The organism is Achromobacter animicus, from assembly GCF_902859585.1.
GTDB classification, from domain to species: Bacteria; Pseudomonadota; Gammaproteobacteria; order Burkholderiales; family Burkholderiaceae_B; genus Achromobacter; species Achromobacter animicus.
Genome location: NZ_CADIJM010000003.1, coordinates 411126 through 429526, shown reverse-complemented (window position 1 = coordinate 429526; position 18401 = coordinate 411126). Strand labels below are relative to the sequence as shown.

At 64.9% G+C, this 18401-nt stretch carries 17 protein-coding genes and 1 tRNA gene; 12 read left to right on the top strand and 6 right to left on the bottom strand.

Going from position 1 to position 18401, the window contains the following annotated elements:
* Nucleotides 1–10: 10 nt before the first annotated feature.
* Nucleotides 11–1279, bottom strand: coding sequence for an amino acid deaminase (locus tag HV681_RS11085; protein WP_175123128.1), 1269 nt, complete (start codon nt 1277–1279; stop codon nt 11–13).
* A gap of 177 nt (nt 1280–1456) precedes the next feature.
* Between HV681_RS11085 and HV681_RS11080 the strand changes: the two genes are divergently transcribed.
* From HV681_RS11080 to HV681_RS11065, 4 genes are all read left to right on the top strand, one after another.
* On the top strand, nt 1457–2248 hold the full coding sequence (locus tag HV681_RS11080; RefSeq protein WP_175123127.1) for a deaminated glutathione amidase: 792 nt from the start codon (nt 1457–1459) through the stop codon (nt 2246–2248).
* Nucleotides 2249–2355: 107 nt separating this feature from the next.
* A complete protein-coding gene (locus tag HV681_RS11075; RefSeq protein WP_056568621.1) occupies nt 2356–3696 on the top strand; it encodes a replication-associated recombination protein A in 1341 nt (446 codons plus the stop codon).
* Nucleotides 3697–3741: 45 nt separating this feature from the next.
* On the top strand, nt 3742–5088 hold the full coding sequence (gene serS, locus HV681_RS11070; protein WP_175123126.1) for a serine--tRNA ligase: 1347 nt from the start codon (nt 3742–3744) through the stop codon (nt 5086–5088).
* 233 nt (nt 5089–5321) lie between these two features.
* A complete protein-coding gene (locus HV681_RS11065) occupies nt 5322–5570 on the top strand; it encodes a hypothetical protein (RefSeq protein ID WP_175123125.1) in 249 nt (82 codons plus the stop codon).
* A gap of 233 nt (nt 5571–5803) precedes the next feature.
* Here HV681_RS11065 and HV681_RS11060 read toward each other — a convergent pair whose 3' ends face one another.
* Complete coding sequence (locus HV681_RS11060) at nt 5804–6142, bottom strand: virulence factor (RefSeq protein ID WP_175123124.1); 339 nt, start codon at nt 6140–6142, stop codon at nt 5804–5806.
* Nucleotides 6143–6437: 295 nt separating this feature from the next.
* Entirely contained in the window at nt 6438–6950 is a 513-nt protein-coding gene (locus HV681_RS11055; RefSeq protein WP_175123123.1) for an ASCH domain-containing protein, read from the bottom strand.
* Nucleotides 6951–7146: 196 nt separating this feature from the next.
* On the opposite strand from HV681_RS11055, the gene HV681_RS11050 reads away from it, so the two are divergent.
* Together HV681_RS11050 and HV681_RS11045 are read left to right on the top strand one after the other, a co-directional pair.
* The gene (locus HV681_RS11050; protein WP_056568607.1) at nt 7147–7344 is read left to right on the top strand and encodes a hypothetical protein; all 198 of its coding nucleotides are present in this window, start codon (nt 7147–7149) and stop codon (nt 7342–7344) included.
* Nucleotide 7345: 1 nt separating this feature from the next.
* Nucleotides 7346–8536: an amidohydrolase family protein gene (locus HV681_RS11045; protein ID WP_175123122.1), complete on the top strand. Its 1191-nt coding sequence runs from the start codon at nt 7346–7348 to the stop codon at nt 8534–8536.
* Here the strand turns inward: HV681_RS11045 and HV681_RS11040 are convergent.
* On the bottom strand, nt 8533–9435 hold the full coding sequence (locus tag HV681_RS11040) for a LysR family transcriptional regulator (RefSeq protein ID WP_175123121.1): 903 nt from the start codon (nt 9433–9435) through the stop codon (nt 8533–8535). The two genes, HV681_RS11045 and HV681_RS11040, sit on opposite strands and share 4 nt — an antisense overlap.
* A gap of 160 nt (nt 9436–9595) precedes the next feature.
* Between HV681_RS11040 and HV681_RS11035 the strand changes: the two genes are divergently transcribed.
* Both HV681_RS11035 and HV681_RS11030 read left to right on the top strand, forming a co-directional pair.
* On the top strand, nt 9596–10723 hold the full coding sequence (locus HV681_RS11035) for a mandelate racemase/muconate lactonizing enzyme family protein (protein WP_105237620.1): 1128 nt from the start codon (nt 9596–9598) through the stop codon (nt 10721–10723).
* A 214-nt stretch (nt 10724–10937) separates the two neighbouring features.
* Nucleotides 10938–11918: a Bug family tripartite tricarboxylate transporter substrate binding protein gene (locus HV681_RS11030; RefSeq protein WP_175123120.1), complete on the top strand. Its 981-nt coding sequence runs from the start codon at nt 10938–10940 to the stop codon at nt 11916–11918.
* A gap of 3 nt (nt 11919–11921) precedes the next feature.
* Here the strand turns inward: HV681_RS11030 and HV681_RS11025 are convergent, their stop codons facing one another.
* A complete protein-coding gene (locus tag HV681_RS11025) occupies nt 11922–12770 on the bottom strand; it encodes an IclR family transcriptional regulator (RefSeq protein ID WP_175123119.1) in 849 nt (282 codons plus the stop codon).
* 161 nt (nt 12771–12931) lie between these two features.
* On the opposite strand from HV681_RS11025, the gene HV681_RS11020 reads away from it, so the two are divergent.
* From HV681_RS11020 to HV681_RS11005, 4 genes are all read left to right on the top strand, one after another.
* Entirely contained in the window at nt 12932–14584 is a 1653-nt protein-coding gene (locus tag HV681_RS11020; RefSeq protein WP_175123118.1) for an MFS transporter, read from the top strand.
* Between the two features lie 33 nt (nt 14585–14617).
* Nucleotides 14618–15580: a carbon-nitrogen hydrolase family protein gene (locus HV681_RS11015; RefSeq protein ID WP_175123117.1), complete on the top strand. Its 963-nt coding sequence runs from the start codon at nt 14618–14620 to the stop codon at nt 15578–15580.
* A 3-nt stretch (nt 15581–15583) separates the two neighbouring features.
* Entirely contained in the window at nt 15584–16201 is a 618-nt protein-coding gene (locus tag HV681_RS11010) for a flavin reductase family protein (protein WP_175123116.1), read from the top strand.
* 371 nt (nt 16202–16572) lie between these two features.
* Nucleotides 16573–18189 carry a methyl-accepting chemotaxis protein gene (locus HV681_RS11005; protein WP_302478744.1) on the top strand — a complete coding sequence of 539 codons (1617 nt, stop codon included), beginning with the start codon at nt 16573–16575 and terminating at the stop codon, nt 18187–18189.
* A 75-nt stretch (nt 18190–18264) separates the two neighbouring features.
* Here HV681_RS11005 and HV681_RS11000 read toward each other — a convergent pair.
* A tRNA-Ser gene (locus HV681_RS11000) sits at nt 18265–18355 on the bottom strand.
* Nucleotides 18356–18401 lie beyond the last annotated feature (46 nt).

Sequence of the window (18401 nt, the reverse complement as noted above, 5' to 3'; positions counted from 1 at the left end):
GGCTGGGGGACTAGAAGAAGGTTTCGGCCACGCCGGTGACGCCGTAGTGCTCGTTCACCAGCAGCACCTGACGCCATTTGTCGAACGTCAGGCAGGGATGAGAAATGTCGAAGGCGATCATGTCGCCGACCTGGATGTCGTCGCCGTCGCCCACCTGCATGAAGGCGTGCTGGTCCATCATCGCGGACAGCTTCCAGTGCGACGGCGCGGCGCCGGGCTGCACCGAGCCGGGCCTGTACAGCAGGGCGGGAGTGGGCAGGCCCGCGTCGAAGGCGGCGTCGCGCTTGCCCATCGCGATGATGGCGCGGCCGGGTTCGGGCAGCGACTGCACGTAGGCCCAGACCTGCAAGGCGGGCTGCAAGCCGGGCTCCATCTTGCGCGCCACCGGGTTCTGCGCATTGATGCGCTCGGCGGCGGTGCGGTAGATGCCCACGTCGTGCGATAGGTAGCAACCCGGACGCAGCACCACTTCCAGGGCGCCGCCGATGTCCAGTTGCGAAAATTCCTCGGCGACCACATCGAACCAGGCCGAACCGGCGCCGGAGATGATGGCCGGACCGTTCTTGCGCAGCCGGCCCGCGGCGGCCAGGCCGCGCAGCGCATCGGTGGCGCGGCGCAGAAACGCGCGGATGGCGCCTTCTTCCTGCAGTACGCCTTCGTAGACTTCGATGCCGGCCAGCGCCAGGCCGGGCCAGCGGGCGATCTCGTCGGCCACGGCCTGCAACTGTGCGTCATCGCGCACGCCGGTGCGTCCGCCGGCCGGACCCAGTTCGATCAGCACGGGCAGCACCTTGCCCTCGTCGCCGAAGAACTTGCCCAGTTGCGCGGCGTTGGCGACCGAATCCACGATGCAGAAGAACGTAAAGGCGGGGTCTTGCAGCAGTCGCGCGATGATGGCCATGTTGGCGCGGCCCACGAGCTGGTTGGCCATCAGCACCCGGCGCACGCCGTGCTGGTAGGCCGCCAGCACCTGCGGCGCGGTGGCCAGCGTGATGCCCCAGGCGCCGTTGTCGATCTGGCGCTTGAACAGCGCCGGGCTCATCGTCGTCTTGCCGTGCGGCGCCAGCTTGACGTGATAGGCCTCCATGAACTGCTGCATCCACTGCAGGTTGTGGCGCACACGCGCTTCGTACAGCACGGCCACCGGCAGGCTCACGTCTTCGTTCAGCAGATTCCAGTTCAGCGCCGCCACGTCGGCGGTGGTACAGGACTCGGGAAACGCGCCCAGGCCTTTGCCGTTCACGTCCAGCGGCGCTGCGGGGGAGGAGGAGTTGGTCATGGCGGCGGTCCGGTATGGAAAATATTTACGTCAAAACTGATTTTTTTCATTATCGTGAAAGAAATTTACAAGCGGGAGCTAGGAGTTTCCCGTAGCCCCGGCCGCGCCGACGGTGGGAAAATAGGTCCATGCTGCGCGCCCCACAGGGCGCGCCCGTGCTTCGACAAAGGAAAAGCCATGCTGAAAGTCGCCTTGGGCCAGTTCGCCGTCAGCCGCGTCTGGGAAGAAAACGCGCAGGTCTGCGTGGACCTGATGGAACGCGCCCGCGCCGGCGGGGCGGGGCTGCTGGTTCTGCCCGAAGGCATCCTGGCCCGCGACATCACCGACCCGCAGATCGTGCTCAAGGCCGCGCAGCCGCTGGATGGCCCGTTCATCACCCGCCTGCTCGACGCCAGCCGCGGTTCGGACCTGGCCACGATGATGTGCGTCCACGTGCCGACGGGCGAGGGCCGCGTGTGGAACACGCTGGTCACCATCCGCGACGGCCAGATCCTGTCGCAGTACCGCAAGCTGCACCTGTACGACGCCTTCACCATGAAGGAGTCCACCAATGTCACCCCCGGCACCGACATCCCGCCGTTGCTGGATATCGGCGGTCTGCGCGTGGGCCTCATGACCTGCTACGACGTGCGCTTTCCCGAACTGGCCCGCCGGCTGGCGCTGGACGGCGCCGACCTGCTCGTGCTCCCGGCCGCCTGGGTGCGCGGTCCGCTCAAGGAAATGCACTGGGAGGTCCTGGTGACCGCGCGGGCGTTGGAAAACACCTGCTACGTCGCCGCTACTGGCGAATGCGGCGAACGCAATATCGGGTGCAGCATGGTCGTGGATCCGCTGGGGGTGGTCACGGCGCGGGCCGGTGAAGCGCCTGCGCTGGTCTTTGCGGACATTGACCCCGAACGGCTGGCCCATGCCCGCAAGGTCTTGCCCGTGCTGGCCAACCGACGGTTCGGTCCGCCCGAACTGGCGTAGGCCTGGCGTGCTGCCGCCGAGCGGGGCGGCTGGCAGGTAAGGGGGCCGAGCCGGACATGGTGTAATGCAGGCTTGAAATCCTTGCTGTATTCCTTCATCTGCTGCCAATGAGCAACGATCTCTTCGCGGCCGATCCTGCGCATCGGCCTTACGTTCCCCTGGCCGAACGCCTGCGTCCCCGCACCCTGGCCGACGTGGTCGGCCAGTCGCATCTGCTGGGACCTGACAAGCCGCTACGCGTCGCCTTCGAATCCGGCCGTCCGCACTCCATGATCTTCTGGGGGCCGCCGGGCGTGGGCAAGACCACGCTGGCGCGTCTGATGGCCGACGGCTTTGACGCGCAGTTCATCGCCATCTCGGCCGTGCTGGGTGGCGTGAAGGACATCCGCGACGCCGTGACGGTGGCGCAGATCGCGCAAGGCCAGGGCCGCCGCACGATCCTTTTCGTTGACGAGGTTCACCGCTTCAACAAGGCGCAGCAGGATGCCTTCCTGCCGTATGTCGAAAGCGGGCTGTTCACGTTCATTGGCGCGACCACTGAAAACCCTTCGTTCGAAGTCAATTCGGCCTTGCTGTCACGGGCACGCGTCTACGTGCTGCAGTCGCTGACGGCCGAAGAGCTGCAGCAGCTGGTCGACCGCGCCGTGCAGGCGCTCAACGAAGGACAAGACGACGGCGCGGCGATCCGCATCGAACCCGACGCACGCGAGCAGCTTGCCGCCTGGGCCGATGGCGATGCGCGCCGGCTGATCAGCGCGGTGGAAGTCGTGGCCGAATCGGCGCAGTCCGCCGGACGCGACACGGTGGATGCGGCCTGGCTGGAAATCTCCCTGTCGCAGAATCTGCGCCGCTTCGACAAGGGCGGCGACGCCTTCTACGATCAGATCAGCGCGCTGCACAAGTCGGTGCGCGGTTCCAATCCGGATGCGGCGCTGTACTGGTTCTGCCGCATGATCGACGGCGGCGCCGATCCCAAGTACCTGTCGCGGCGCCTGGTGCGCATGGCGGTCGAAGACATCGGCCTGGCCGACCCCCGCGCTACGGACCTGGCGGTGAACGGCGCCGACATCTACGAACGTCTCGGTTCCCCCGAAGGCGAGCTCGCGCTGGCGCAGGCCGTGGTCTACATGGCGTGTGCCGCCAAGTCCAACGCCGTCTACAACGCGTACAACCAGGCCCGCAAGTTCGCGGCGGAACACGGCAGCGCGCCGGTGCCCATCCACCTGCGCAACGCGCCGACCAAACTGATGAAACAGCTGGGCCACGGCAAGGCCTACCGCTATGCGCACGACGAGCCCCACGGCTACGCCGCGGGCGAGCAATATTTCCCTGACGGACTCAAGCCTTCCTTCTATCGGCCGACCGATCGCGGCCTGGAGGCTAAAATCCAGCAGAAGCTGGCATTCCTGCGCGAGCTGGACGCGCAGGAACGCGCCAAGAACCGGTGACGGGCAAAGTCCCGCCACCTTTTTTGCAACCTCACCGACCTCACCATGCTAGACCCGATACTGCTGCGCAAAGACCTGCAAACCGTCGTAGACCGCCTGAAGACCCGCGGCGTCGCCTTCGACACGGAACGGTTCAACGACCTGGAGTCTCGCCGCAAGGCCGTCCAGACCGAGACCGAGTCCCTGCAAGCCCGCCGCAATGCGCTGGCCAAGCAGATCGGCCAACTGAAGGCCAAGGGCGAGGACGCCAGCGCCGTCATGGCGGAATCGCAGGCCGTGCCTGAGCGCCTGAAGCAGCTCGAAGAAGAGCTGGCCGCGCTGCAGCAGCCGCTCAACGACCTGCTGATGTCGGTGCCGAACCTGCCGCACGCCAGCGTGCCGCTGGGCGAATCCGCCGACGACAACGTCGAGGTGCGCCGCTGGCTGCCTGGCGAAGCGGGGGCTGACGGCAACCCGCCTGCGCTGGCCTTCGAAGCGCGCGACCACGTGTCGTTGGGCGAACCGCTGGGCCTGGACTTCGACATGGCCGCCAAGCTGTCGGGCGCGCGCTTTTCGTTCATGCGCGGCCCCATCGCCCGCCTGCACCGCGCGCTGGCGCAGTTCATGCTGGACCTGCAAACCCGCACCCACGGCTATACCGAGTGCTACACCCCCTACATCGTCAATGCCTCGACGCTGTACGGCACGGGTCAGTTGCCCAAGTTCAAGGACGACATGTTCGCGGTCTCCAAAGGCGGCGGCGATGACGATCCCAAGGTCGACGACCAGGGCAAGCCGTATGTGCGTGAAGACCAGTACCTGATCTCCACGTCGGAAATCACGCTGACCAGCGTGGCCAGCGGCGCGATCCAGGCTGCCGCCGATCTGCCGCTCAAGCTCACTGCCCACACGCCGTGCTTCCGCTCCGAAGCCGGCAGCGGCGGCCGCGACACCCGCGGCATGATCCGTCAACACCAGTTCGACAAGGTTGAAATGGTGCAGATCACGCAACCGGACCAGTCGTACGACGCGCTGGAAGAAATGGTCGGCCATGCCGAGCGCGTGCTGCAGTTGCTGAATCTGCCTTACCGCGTCGTGCTGCTGTGCACGGGCGACATGGGCTTTGGTTCGGCCAAGACCTATGACCTGGAAGTCTGGCTGCCGGCGCAAAACACCTGGCGCGAGATTTCGTCGGTGTCCAACTGCGAAACCTTCCAGGCCCGCCGCATGCAGGCGCGTTTCCGCAATGCCCAAGGCAAGCCGGAATACGTGCACACGCTGAACGGTTCGGGATTGGCGGTGGGCCGTGCGTTGGTCGCCGTGCTGGAAAATCACCAGCAGGCCGACGGCAGTGTGCTGATTCCGGAAGCGCTGCAGCCGTACATGGGCGGTATTTCGGTACTCAAGCCCTGATATTGCCGCACGTCCATCGGCCATATGGCTGATAAAAAGACGGAGCCTTCGGGCTCCGTTTTTTTTTATCATGGCCGACATATTCCTGTCGTTTTAGAACGCTATCTTGCTCGCGTGAGTGCTTGATTTTTGATGTGAGCAATTGTGTATTTGGCATAAAAGGGCCGGATAGTTACGGCACAATACACCGGCGTTCTACACGCTTCATTCACTTATATAACAAGGAGTTGTCCATGACTTCAAGAATGATTGGAGATTTTCGTGTGAGATGCTCTGTGGCAAAGGAAGACGAGCAGGGCTATCGGGTGCAAATATGGACCCGCCGAATTGGCGGTACCGCACCCGAAAAATGCTGGACCGTTCCGGGACAGCCGCCCTTCGCTGAATTGCACGAAGCAGAACAGGAAAGCCGTCATCTGTTTCAGGGCATCAATGGTGTGCGTTTCAACGGTGAACCGGAGTTTGCTCATGCGTCCGCATAATGGTTGGTGGCGGGCGTCCAGTGCGCCGCGCCGCTGGATTGATCTCGTTCAGGAATCGCCGCGTTGGGCCGATGAAAAGGCCAAACCGGTATTGCAACAACCGGCCTCGCTGGCCGCAAAACCCGTCCAGGCCCCCGCTGCCTGACAGGTCGTCGCGCGGGGCACCGGACATTGCCCCGACGAAAAAAAGGCCACTCGCAAGAGTGGCCTTTGCTTTTTGCCGCCGGGCATATTCAGTGACGGTCGCGCCCATGTCCGTGGCCGTGGCCGTGGCCGCGGTAATGGCCGTGGCGGGGCCCCGGGCCTCGCCATTCGCGGCGGTCGTAATAACGGCCGCCACCGTAATACACCGGCCCCGGATAAACGACGGGCGGCGCGACATAAACCGGTGCAGGACGGTAATACACCGGTGGGGGCGGTGCGACGTACACCGGCGCCGGGGCCACGTAGACGGGTGCGGGGTAGACGACGCCTGGAACACCGATGGAGATACCAACGTCCACGCGGGCCAGGGCGACGCTGGAAATCAGCAGACCCGCGGCACCGACACCTGCAATAAGCCATTTTTTCATCTTGCACCTGCCTGCTGCGAGCCGCAGCAAAGTTGAGTATTCGTTGGTGCTATTTTCGGCGGTTTGCGCAAGCTATTCGTAAGCATCCCGGCCGCAATGGCGACAATCCGCAACCGCCCCCTTTTTCAAGCGGGTGCGCCTGCTGCACTGCGGCAGCGGGCGCTCGCTCTGGGGAGTTCGCGATTGAAGTCGATTGAAATAGGATGGAATTAACTGAAGCGGAGGGTTGGAGTTACAGCTGGACACTAACTCCAGGCGTGCAGCCGTACCGGTGTTGTTGCGGCACACCAGCCGGCTAGTAGTCCGACTTGTTGTAAGGCGTCGTCTGGCGGTATTCGACCACCCACACCCAGGGATTGGCCGCCCACGCATGTGCGCCATAACGTTCGCACCACATCAGCGCGAACGCAGTCTGCAGCGGCACGCCCGGCAATAGCGCGGAACTCTGATAAAGCGACTGCGTACCTTCGGCACGCGCGTCGGCCTCGGTCAGGTTCTGTAGCCGCTGAATGCGTACGCCCACGACGACGGCACTGGCAAAAGGCGAGCCCGCTTCATCGGCCAGGATGATGGTTTCGCCCGATTTGCCATAGGGGCACCTGACCCAGCTCGAAGTCTTGCGCAATTCGGAAGGCTTATCCGGTGACGGTCCCATGGCCACCCATCTTCCGGAATCCGCGGCGTCCGCATACCAGACCGTGGTGAACTTGGACGGCTGCGGCTTGAGGATGCGCCGGCTTTGCACCTTGGCGCCATCCAGAATGGCTTGCTTGAGCGGTTCGCTGAATTGAAGTAACTGCCGTTTCATGTGCTAGCTGTATCCCTCGCGATGAACGCTTGCGCGCTTATTGCTGTTATGGCCGGGGCCGGCACGTGCCACCTGCTTGAGACTTGCTCAAGCTCCGCATGCGGAGTATGACGTGTCACGACTTACCTGTCAGGTAGGGCGCTTCATATGTGTTGTCTTTTTGAAAACGCCTGGGCGTTATTTGTATACTCGACGAATGACTACCGACCTCCACAATCTCAAGCCCGGGTACTACTGGTACACCATGGCCAACGACCCGCTGGCCGTCATTCATATTCATGAAGACGGCGGCGCCACGCTCATGGGCACGGACTATCGCATCGGCGCCGAAGGCGTCGCCGATATGGTCCGGCAAGGCGAACGCTTCTTCTGGATCGAGCCGCCTCAAGTCTGAGATGGCGGATCTGCTCCTCAAGAACGTTCGCTCGGCACAAGGCGAGGGCGTTGACGTCCTGGTGCGCGGCGGCCGCATCCTGCAGATCGGACCGGGTCTCGATGCCGATCCCGGCGTAAACGTCGAAGACGGCGGTGGCGCCTTGCTGCTGCCCGCCCTCATCGAGGGCCACACCCATCTGGACAAGACGACCTGGGGTTCCGCCTGGTACGTGAACAAGGTCGGACCGTCCCTCACCGATCGCATCGACAACGAACGCAACTGGCGCGCCGCCACGGCACATGACGCCGCCAGCCATTCGCACGCATTGGCGCTCGCATTTCTGCGGGCGGGCACGACGCGGATCCGCACCCACGTTGACGTCGACACCGACGCCGGGTTGAAGCATCTGGAAGGCGTGCATGCCACGCGGCAGGCGCTGGCCGGCCGCGTCGAAATCCAGACGGTGGCCTTTCCGCAATCCGGTCTCTTGGGCCGTGCCGGCACGGCCGAGCTGCTGGACCAGGCACTTGCCGGCGGGGCGGACGTGCTCGGCGGACTGGACCCATCCGCCATCGACCGAGACCCCGTGAAATCCCTGGACGTGCTGTTCGGCCTGGCCGACAAGCATGGCAAGCCGGTGGACATTCATCTGCATGAACCCGGCGAACTCGGCGCCTTCACGCTGGAGCTGATCCTTGACCGGGTGCAGGCGCTGGACATGAAAGGCAAGGTCGTGATCAGCCACGCCTTCTGTCTGGGCGCCCTCGACGCCGCTCGTTTGGACGGGTTGCTCCGGCGGCTGGCGTTGCTGGACGTGGCCCTGCTGACCACCGCGCCGGCGTCGAGGCCAGTGCCCGCAGTGCGGGCCTGCCGCGAGGCGGCCGTGACGCTGTTCGGCGGCAACGACGGCATCCGGGATACCTGGACGCCGTACGGCAGCCCGGACATGCTGGAACGCGCCGCGCTGATCGGACTGCGCAACGATCTGCGCCGCGACGACGAGATCGAGTGGGCGTTTGAATGCGTGACCCGCGCGGCAGCCCGCGCCTGCGGGTTTGCGGATTACGGCCTGGCCCCCGGCGCGCGTGCCGATCTGGTGCTGGCCGACGCCAGTTGCATTGCCCAAGCCGTGGTGCAGCGCACGCCCCGGCGCCTGGTGGTGTCCAGCGGCGTGGTCGTGGCGCGCAACGGCGAAGACGCCATCGCCTAGCGGGCGCGCTGCGCGGCCGCGGCGCCCAGGCCGAGTTGCGACTCGGCCAATTCCACAAACGCCCGCATCAATTCCGAACGCACGCCGGAGCGCAACCAGATCGCGCCCACCGTCCTGACCGGACAAGGTTCGGGCAGCGGCCAGCGTTTGACGTGCGCGGACGGCGTGCCCGTACTGGCCCAATCGGGCAGCAGCGCGACACCCAACCCTTCGGCGACCAGTTTGGCAATGGATTCGATGCCGTCCAGTTCAAAGCGGACGCGCGGACGCAGGCTGCGCGCGCGCAGGTAGTCGTCCGCCATCTTGCCGCCCACCACGCTGCGGTCGTAGCAGATATACGGCTCCCGGACGATGACGGCCAAGGGGTCGTCGACCTTCATGTCGGCGGGGGTAACCAGCACCAGGGGCTCGTGCCGCAAGTCGCGCCACGCGCAGGTCTTGGGAATGGGAAACAGCGGGTGCACCAGCAGCGCGCCGTCCAGTTCGCCCGACAGCACCTTGCTGTATAGCAGCGTGGTCGGCGCGGGTTCTATGTAGATCTCGATGCCCGGATGCTGGGTCACCCACGTGCGCAGCACCGGCGGCATGATGCCGGTCAAGGCGGTGGGGGTGGCGCCCAGCCGCAAGGGGCCAGCCGGCAGGTCCGTGTCCGACGCGGCCGAGCGCAGGTCACGCACGTCGCGCAGGATGGCGCGCGCGCGTTCCAGGATGCGCACGCCGGCGGGCGTGGGTTTGACCGTGCGGCCCGAGCGCGCAATCAGTGCGCTGCCCACATCCGCCTCCAGCGTGCGCAACCGCTGCTGCACCGTGGCCGGTGTCAGCCCCTGATGCCGGGCGGCCTGGGCGATGGAGCCGAGTTCCACCACATGCACATAGGTCTGTAGAAAGCGCGAATCCAAAGCCGCGTGCCCTTTTCGGAAAATGGTTTTTCCATATTCTAAAGATGCGTGAAGATAATTGTTGTTTTCTTTGGTCCGGAGAAGAATACGTCCAGGCGATCAGGCAACGCGCGGCGCGCCGATCGGTCCAGTCGATTTCACTGCTTTCAAGGAGCCACCCGTGCCCATCATTGAATCCATAGACGTATGCGCCGCGGCGGTGCCTCTGGATAAAGTCACCTCGTTTTCCAACCGCACCGTGTCCACCCGCCACTACGGCCTGGTCAAGGTGCGCTCCACCGATGGCGTGGAGGGCATCGGCTTCTGCTACGTCGGCAGCGCCGGCGGCGCGATCTTCGAGGCCGCCGTCCAGAGCCTCTTGGGCCCCGTGCTGCTCGGCAAGGATTCGCACGCGGTCGAAGGGCTGTGGCAGTCCATGTACCAGGAAGCGCTGCTGCAAGGCCGCCAAGGCACCGTGATGCGCGCCTTAAGCGCGCTGGACATCGCACTGTGGGATCTGAACGCCAAGACCGCGGGCCTGCCGCTGCACAAGTTCCTGGGCGCGGTCGAACTGGAATCCGTGCCGGCCTACGCCAGCGGCGGTTACTACCTCGATGGCAAGACCCCGCAGCATCTCGGCGAGGAAATGGCCAGCTACGTGGCCAAGGGGTTTGGCGCCGTCAAGATGAAGACCGGCCGCCTGTCGCCGCGCGAGGAAGAAGCGCGCCTGAAGGCCGCGCGCGAAGCTGTGGGTCCGGACGTCGAGCTGATGATGGACTGCAATAACGCCTGGCAGGACGTGACGCAGGCCATGCAATACATCCGCCGCTTCGAACAATACGAGCCGTACTTCATCGAAGAACCGTTCAGTCCGGACGACATCGACAGCCACGCCAAGCTGGCGCGCCTGACGCATCTGCCGATAGCCACCGCCGAGATCGGCTACGGCCGCTGGTATCACAAGGAACTGTTGGACAAGGGCGCAGCGGGCATCCTGCAGACGGATGCGGCGGTCTGCGGCGGCATCACCGAATGGAAGCGTATCGCCGCGACCGCAGCCAGCTACGGCGTGGTCGTGTGCCCGCACTGGTTCCACGACGTGCATGCGCCGCTGGTCGCGGCCACGCCCAATGCGCGCTACGTCGAATTCTTCTGGGATGACCAGGTCCTGAACTTCCGCAAGCTGGTCGACCGCCAACTGACCCACAAGCAGGGCCGCGTGATTCTGCATCAGGAGCCGGGTCTGGGGTTCGGCTTTGACGAGCGCATGGTCGAACGCTTCGGCAAGTGGACGCGCGTCGCCCGTTAGGCCCGTCTTCCATTAGGCCCGTCTTCCATTAGGCCCGTCGACCGGCGCCGCGCAAAGGTTGCATGCCGTGCACATGCGGCAGCGGCGCCGGTTCATGCAGGCGTAGTACCCGAAGGTCCGCATCCAGGCCGCGTCAGACGGCCGGATGCAACAGCGGCAGGCAGTTCCACATAACCAGTTGCCGGCCGTCGGACCGGCGCGCGAGGAGACAACGATGCAACGTAGGCAATTCATGACCAGCGCCGCGGCGCTGGGGGCGGCCCTTGTGCTGCCGTCGGCGGCGCGGGCGCAGGACATGCCCTCCGGTCCGGTGAAGATCGTGGTGGGGTTTCCCGCGGGCGGCGGCACGGACGTGCTGGCCCGGCTGCTGGGGCAGAAGCTCGGCGCGCTGTGGAACATGCCCGTCATCGTCGAAAACCGCGCGGGTGCGGCGGGCATCATTGCGGCCGAGCAGGTCGCCCGCCAGCCCGGCGACGGCAACACGCTGCTGATGGCGCACGTGAACAGCCATGGCATCGCGCCCGGCCTGCAGCCCAAGCTGGCGTATTCGGTGGACAAGGACTTCACGCCCATCGCGCTGGTCGGCAAGACGCCCACCATTTTGATCGGCGGCGCCAGCCAGCCGGCCAAGACGTTGCCCGAACTCGTCCAGCTATGCCGCGCGCAGCCCGGCAAGATCGTGTTCGGATCGGCGGGCAGCGGATCCGCGCAGCATCTGGCACTGGAAATCTTCAAGGCGCGCGCCGGCATCGACGTGCTGCATGTGCCGTACAAGGGCTCGGCGCCGCTGATGAACGACCTGCTGGGCGGCCACGTGCAATATTGCTTCGAAGGAATGACCACCGCCACGCCGCTGATCCAGTCCGGCAAGGTCATCGCGCTGGCCCAGACGCTGCAGAAGCGTTCCAAGAGCCAGCCCAATGTGCCGACGGTGGCCGAGCAGGGCTACCCGGGCTTCGAGGCCAGCATCTGGTTTGGTATGGTCGGCCCGGGCGGTATGCCTGCCGCCATGGTCCAGCGCATGAACCGCGACATCGACCAGGTGCTGGCGATGCCGGACGTGCAGGAGAAACTGGCGCAGGTGGGCGCGGAAGACGGCGGCGGGGGCGTGCAGCGCTTTGCCGAATTCATGAAGAGCGAACAGCAGAAGTACGCGAAGACAATCCAGGACGCGAAGATCGTGGCGGAGGGGTAGCGCTTACCGCGCCTCAGGATCCACCCAGCCCGCCGTCGCCGAGATCGAGCGGGCTTTTTCGCTGAGCAGGCGCGCGGTTTCGGATTCCAGGTCGTCGTCCACCGCGCCGACCGGTCCCATCAGTGTGATGGCGGCCTTCATTTCGCCCAGCATGTCGAAGATGGGCGCGGACAACGACGTGAAATGCGGCAGCAGCGCGTGGCGGCAGCGGCTGATGTGGTGCTTCTGCACTTCGTCGCGAATGGCCTGCACGTCCGCCATCGTGTAGGCATTGCCGGCGGTGCCGCCGTGGCTTTCGGGCACGGATGAGGCCAGCTCCTGTTCCAGCAGCTCGCGGGTCAGCGCATCGGGCAGGTGCGCCAGGAAATTTCGGCCCAGCGCGGACGACAGCAGCGGCATCACCGTGCCCACGCGCAATTCGAGCAGCGGCCGGCTGCGGCTGCCTTCGACGCGGTAGACGATCGTGGGACCCTTGTTGCCCCACACGCCCAGGAACACCGTGTGACCCGTGGCCGCGGCCACCTCGGCCATGATCGGGCGCGCCGTCGTGAACACGTCGAATTGCTCCAGCGCGGCCAGCCCCAGCCGCAACGCATACGGACCCAGGCCGTAGTGGCCGGTGTCGGCGTGCTGCTGCACCACGCCCACTTTCTGAAAACTCACCAGGTAGTAGTGGACGTTCGGCACCGTCAGCGCACAGGCGTCCGCGATTTCCTTGAGCGGCATCGGGCGGCCGGTCTTGCGGATGACGTCCAGGATCCGGAACCCCACTTCGATCGACTGGATGCCCCTGCGCGCCGTGGCCGGCGCCTGTTCCGAATTCTTCTCAACCTTGCCGGCGGGCCTTGCCATTGCTGCCTCCACAGTGTGCGTGGCGGCAGTGTAGCAGCGGCCTTTTCCCCGCTTTTCCAGACCGCGCCGGGTTTCCCCTAGCTTTTTCCGGTCCCAGCTTAGCTTTGATAATAGTTAATGCGTACAGCAGTATCAATCTAAAACGACAGGGGAAAGCAAGCATGGAAGCAAATGTCGCAATGCCCAGGCTCGACGCCGGGCCGACGCTGAGCCGCAAGGAAGAACGTCAGGTCGTGGTCGCCTCGACGCTGGGCACGCTGTTCGAGTGGTATGACTTTTTCATCTACGGAACGCTGGCTGTCTTCATGAGCCAGGTCCTCTTTCCGCAGGACAACCCCACCGTCGCGCTCTTGGCCGCCCTGGGCGCACTGGCCGTGGGCTTCATCATCCGGCCGCTGGGCGCGGTGATGTTCGGCTATCTGGGCGACAAGCTGGGCCGCAAGTACACCTTCCTGATCACCGTCGTCATGATGGGCGGCGCCACCGTGCTGATCGGCTGCCTGCCGACCTATGAAACGGCGGGCCACCTGTCCTGGATCCTGCTGCTGACGCTGCGGGTCGTGCAGGGCCTGGCGGTGGGCGGCGAATACGGTGGCGCGGTGATCTACGTTGCCGAACACTGCGAACCGCGGCGCCGGGGGCTCCTGACCGGATGGATCCAGATCACCTCGTCGGCCGGCCTGATCCTGTCGCTGGTCGTCATCCTGCTCGTCCAGGCCTCGATGAGCGCCGAGGACTTCCGCCAGTGGGGCTGGCGTCTGCCGTTCATCCTGTCGATCCTGATGCTGGCCATTTCGATCTACGTGCGCGCCAAGCTGCACGAATCGCCCGTCTTCACGCGCATGAAGCAGCAGAACCGCCTGTCGAAGAACCCGGTCAAGGAAACGTTCGGCCAATGGCCCAGCCTGCGCCTCGTGCTGCTGGCGCTGATCGGCGTCACCGCAGGCCAGGGCGCCACCTATTTCACCGGGCAGTTCTACGTGATGATCTTCCTGCAGCAGGCCGTGCAGCTTGATCAGACCACTGTCTACCGGCTGATCCTGATCGGCTTCATCATCGGCGCGCCGACTTTCGTGCTGTTCGGCTGGCTGTCGGACAAGGTGGGCCGCAAGTGGATCATGATGGCCGGCCTGTTCATCGGCGCCGTGGGTTACCACGCGATGTTCAACGTGCTGCTCAATGCCGGCAATCCGGCGCTGGCGCAGGCCATGCAGACCACGCCGGTCCGCGTGCATGCCGACACCAGCGGCGGCGCGTGCGACTTCGGATTGCAGGCCGCCATGATCGGCAGCCATGCCGACCACAAGAAGGTGTGCGTGCAGGCCAAGAAATTCCTGGTCGGCAAGGGCATCAACTTTGAATATGCCGCGCCGATCCCGGGGCAGGAAATTGCGATGAGCGTGGGCGGCGCCACCGTCAACGGCTTTGACCGCGCGGCCTACGCCAAGGCGCTGACGGCGGCCGGCTATCCGGAGAAGGCGGATCCCGCGCGCATCGACCGCGCCACGATCATCCTGATCCTGGTGCTGATGACGGCCGTCGTCGCGATGGTCTATGGCCCGGTCGCGTCCTATCTGGTTGAATTGTTCCCGGCGCGCATCCGCTACACGGCGCTGTCGTTCCCGTATCACATCGGCGCGGGCATTTTTGGCGGTATCGTGCCCTTTACCGCCACGTACCTGGCGCAGGCCAGCGGCAATATCTTCGGCGGCCTGATGTACCCGGTGGCGGTGATGGTGGTCGTGGGCGTCATCGGCAGCCTGCTGCTGCCCAACACGCGTGCGAAGGCCATCGACGAAGATCCGGCCCACTGACAACAACGAGACAAAAAGGAAGCGAGCATAGATATGTCCATGCAAAAGACCTTCAAGGCCGCCGTCATCCAGGCGGCGTCCATTCCCACCGACAGCATGGCTTGCGCCGAAAAGGCCGCCGCGCTGATCCGGCAGGCGGCCGAGCAGGGCGCCCGCGTGCAGGTGTTTCCCGAGGCCTTCCTGGGCGGATACCCGAAGGGCAACTCGTTCGGCGCGCCCATCGGGATGCGCAAGCCCGAAGGCCGCGACGCCTTTGCCGCCTACCATCAGCAGGCCATCCGCCTGGACGGCGAGGAGGTCGCGCTGGTGGCGCAGGCCGCGGCCGACACCGACAGCTTCGTGGTGATGGGCTGCATCGAGGCCGACGGCGGTACGCTGTACTGCACCGTGCTGTATTTCAACGGCCAGGCCGGCCTGGCGGGCAAGCATCGCAAGCTGATGCCGACCGCTGGGGAACGCCTGATCTGGGGTTTCGGCGACGGGTCCACCATGCCCGTCATCGACACCCCCTACGGCAAGATCGGCGCGGTGATCTGCTGGGAAAACTACATGCCCATGCTGCGCATGTACATGTACAGCCAGGGCGTCGCGCTGTATTGCGCACCCACCGCGGACGATCGCGACACCTGGGTGCCCAGCATGCGCCACATTGCGCTGGAAGGGCGCTGCTACGTGTTGACCGCGTGCCAGCACCTGCGCCGCAGCGCCTACCCCGAGGACTTCGAATGCGCGTTGGGCGACGCGCCGGACACGGTCCTGATGCGCGGCGGCAGCGCCATCATCGGTCCGCTGGGCGAGGTGCTGGCCGGTCCGGATTTCTCGGACGAGACCATCCTGTACGCCGACATCGAACCCAACCAGATCCTGCGCGGCAAGTACGATTTCGACGTGTCCGGGCACTACGCCCGCCCCGACGTCTTCCAGCTTCAGGTGGACACCCGCGAAAAGCGCGCGGTCTCGGCCACCGGCGCCGGCGCCGGGCAGCAGGAGGTCTGATCGATGCATTTTGATTTCAACGCCTTGCCGGCGCAGACGGTCTACAACATCCTCACCTCGACCGTCACGCCGCGTCCGATCGCGTGGGTCACCACCGTGTCGGGCAAAGGCGTCGTGAACGCCGCGCCGTTCAGTTTCTTCAACGTGATGGGGCATCAGCCGCCGACGGTCGCGATCGGCCTGATGCGCCATGCTGGCGGGGAATTCAAGGACACCGGCGCCAACATCATCGAGAACGGCGAGTTCGTGGTGAACCTGGTGCCGGAATCCCTGGTCCGCGAGATGAACCAGACCTGCGCCGACTATCCGGCGGACGTAGACGAAATGGCCGCGGCCGGTTTGACCGCGCTGCCCGCCACCCATGTGCGACCGCCCCGCATCCAGGGCAGCCCGGTGTCGCTGGAGTGTGTCAGCCAGGCAACGGTGGTGACCGGTCCGCGACAGATTGTGGTTATCGGGCGCGTGCTGGGCGCGCATGTCGAAGACGCCTATGTGCGGGACGCCGAACGCGGACATGTGGATACGCCGGCGCTGGGACTTATTGCCCGCATGCACGGCGGCGGCTGGTATGCGCGCAGTACGGACACCTTCCAGCTTGCGCGGCCGACGTCGCCGACCTGAGTTTCCGCGGCCTTCGGGCCGTTTTTCTTGCCTGGGTTTTCCCGTTGATTCGGTCAGCAATAGCGGCTTTTTTTCAACGCTGCCGACGCCTTTCAGGCAATGCGAAGAGGTTGCGTCAATAACGCCTTCATTTCCCCCGATGCCGCCCAAATCCGGACTGCTAGCATCCGTTCGACCGTCGCGAGAACCCTCGAAAATCCGAACTCTCCGCCGGCAATTTCAGACACAACGGACACCATTATTGGGGGCGGATAACCAGGGGCTTGCGAGCATCTGGCTTGAATTGGAGGCGGCGCAATCCCGCCGCCAAGGCATCCGCCCGAGCACGCATTCACACCGCCCTGGAAGTCGCCGGAGGCAGTATGAAAAACATGAAGCTTGGAACCCGCCTTGCGGGTGGTTTCGCCATCTTGCTGGCCATGATCATGGTCATGTGCATTGTCGGACTGGTCAGCCTGGCCAACATCAACGAATCGGTCGAAACGCTGACGCAGCGATCCCTCACAAAGGAACGCCTGATCAACGACTGGGCGCGCAACATCCAGTCGGGCGTCACCCGGACCACCGCCATCGCCAAGAGTGCCGACGCCAGCCTGGCAGGCTTCTTCGCCGAGGAAGCCGCGGCATCGAGCCGCAACTCGTCGGCCTTGCAGCAGAAGATCGAGCCCTTGATCGAAAGCGACGAGGAAAAGGTGCTTTGGCAAGGCATTGGCAAGGCGCGCAGCGAATACCTGCGCACCCGCGACGGCATCTTCAAGGCCAAGCAGGAAGGCAACGTGGACGCCGCCAACAAGATCTTCACGCAGGAGTTCTTGCCCGCGACGCGCCAGTTCATTGACAACATCAATCGCCTGTCCGAATTGCAGCGCGCCGATATCGACGCGCGCGCCGCAGAAATCGAAGCGTCTTACGGCACCGCGAATCTGTGGATGATCGTGATCGGTTCCATTGCGGTGGTGTGTGGCCTGTTGATGTCCGTGCTGCTGACGCGCAGCATCACCCGTCCGCTGTCCGACGCCGTGCGCGTCGCGCGCACGGTTGCCGCAAACGACCTGACCAGCACCATCGTCGTGCGCTCGCGTGACGAGATCGGCCAGTTGATGGCGGCGCTGGAATCCATGAACGCCAACCTGGCCAGCACGGTCGCCCGGATCCGCACCGGCGTGGACAGCATCGCGTCCGCCTCCGGCGAGATCGCGGCAGGCAACACCGACCTGTCCTCGCGCACCGAGCAGCAGGCTGCGTCGCTGGAGGAAACCGCCGCGTCGATGGAGCAACTGTCGTCTACCGTGAAGCAGAACGCCGACAGCGCCAAGCAGGCCAACCAGCTCGCCGCGGCGGCCTCGGAAACCGCGTCGCGCGGCGGCGCCACCGTGTCCGAAGTCGTCAGCACCATGAACGCGATCTCCGCCAGCTCGGTGAAGATCGCGGACATCGTCTCGGTGATCGACGGCATCGCATTCCAGACCAACATCCTGGCGCTCAACGCCGCGGTGGAAGCCGCCCGTGCCGGCGAGCAGGGCAAGGGTTTTGCGGTCGTGGCCGCCGAGGTGCGCACGCTCGCGCAGCGCAGCGCCCAGGCCGCCAAGGAGATCAAGGTCCTGATCGAAGACACCGTGCAGAAGATCGGCCAGGGCTCGGGCAGCGCCGAACGCGCCGGCGCGACGATGCAGGAAATTGTCAGTTCGGTGCAACGCGTGACCGACATCATGGGCGAAATCGCGGCGGCCTCGGCCGAGCAGGCGGATGGCATTGAACAAGTCAACCGTGCCGTGTCGCAGATGGACGAGGTGACCCAGCAGAACGCGGCGTTGGTGGAAGAGGCTGCGGCGGCTGCGGGCTCGATGCAGGATCAGTCGGCGGATCTGACGCGGGCGGTGAGCGCATTCAGGTTGCCGGGCGGTGCGGAGCGGGTGTTGGCGGTCGAGGCGGTGTCGTCCGTCCAGGCCGGCGGATCGCAGGCATCGCTGCGGCTGGCCGCTTATTGAGCATGCGGCACGGCGTGAATACGCCGTGCAAAGAAAAAAGCCCCTGATTTCTCAGGGGCTTCATTCTTCAATACTTGGCGGAGAGGGTGGGATTCGAACCCACGGTACGGGGATACCGTACGCCTGATTTCGAGTCAGGTACATTCGACCACTCTGCCACCTCTCCGTGGCTGGGTTCCGCATCGGTGAAGTTTCGGTTTAACAAGACTTCA

Bases quoted from the DNA above. Each gene is read 5' to 3' on its own strand.
- HV681_RS11030 (WP_175123120.1), top strand. From the start codon at position 10,938: ATGCAACGTAGGCAATTCATGACCAGCGCCGCGGCGCTGGGGGCGGCC.
- HV681_RS11010 (WP_175123116.1), top strand. From the start codon at position 15,584: ATGCATTTTGATTTCAACGCCTTGCCGGCGCAGACGGTCTACAACATC.
- HV681_RS11020 (WP_175123118.1), top strand. From the start codon at position 12,932: ATGGAAGCAAATGTCGCAATGCCCAGGCTCGACGCCGGGCCGACGCTG.
- HV681_RS11055 (WP_175123123.1), bottom strand. From the start codon at position 6,950: ATGAAACGGCAGTTACTTCAATTCAGCGAACCGCTCAAGCAAGCCATT.
- HV681_RS11060 (WP_175123124.1), bottom strand. From the start codon at position 6,142: ATGAAAAAATGGCTTATTGCAGGTGTCGGTGCCGCGGGTCTGCTGATT.
- HV681_RS11075 (WP_056568621.1), top strand. From the start codon at position 2,356: ATGAGCAACGATCTCTTCGCGGCCGATCCTGCGCATCGGCCTTACGTT.
- HV681_RS11085 (WP_175123128.1), bottom strand. From the start codon at position 1,279: ATGACCAACTCCTCCTCCCCCGCAGCGCCGCTGGACGTGAACGGCAAA.
- HV681_RS11005 (WP_302478744.1), top strand. From the start codon at position 16,573: ATGAAGCTTGGAACCCGCCTTGCGGGTGGTTTCGCCATCTTGCTGGCC.
- HV681_RS11065 (WP_175123125.1), top strand. From the start codon at position 5,322: ATGACTTCAAGAATGATTGGAGATTTTCGTGTGAGATGCTCTGTGGCA.
- HV681_RS11025 (WP_175123119.1), bottom strand. From the start codon at position 12,770: ATGGCAAGGCCCGCCGGCAAGGTTGAGAAGAATTCGGAACAGGCGCCG.
- serS (WP_175123126.1), top strand. From the start codon at position 3,742: ATGCTAGACCCGATACTGCTGCGCAAAGACCTGCAAACCGTCGTAGAC.
- HV681_RS11050 (WP_056568607.1), top strand. From the start codon at position 7,147: ATGACTACCGACCTCCACAATCTCAAGCCCGGGTACTACTGGTACACC.
- HV681_RS11080 (WP_175123127.1), top strand. From the start codon at position 1,457: ATGCTGAAAGTCGCCTTGGGCCAGTTCGCCGTCAGCCGCGTCTGGGAA.
- HV681_RS11045 (WP_175123122.1), top strand. From the start codon at position 7,346: ATGGCGGATCTGCTCCTCAAGAACGTTCGCTCGGCACAAGGCGAGGGC.
- HV681_RS11015 (WP_175123117.1), top strand. From the start codon at position 14,618: ATGTCCATGCAAAAGACCTTCAAGGCCGCCGTCATCCAGGCGGCGTCC.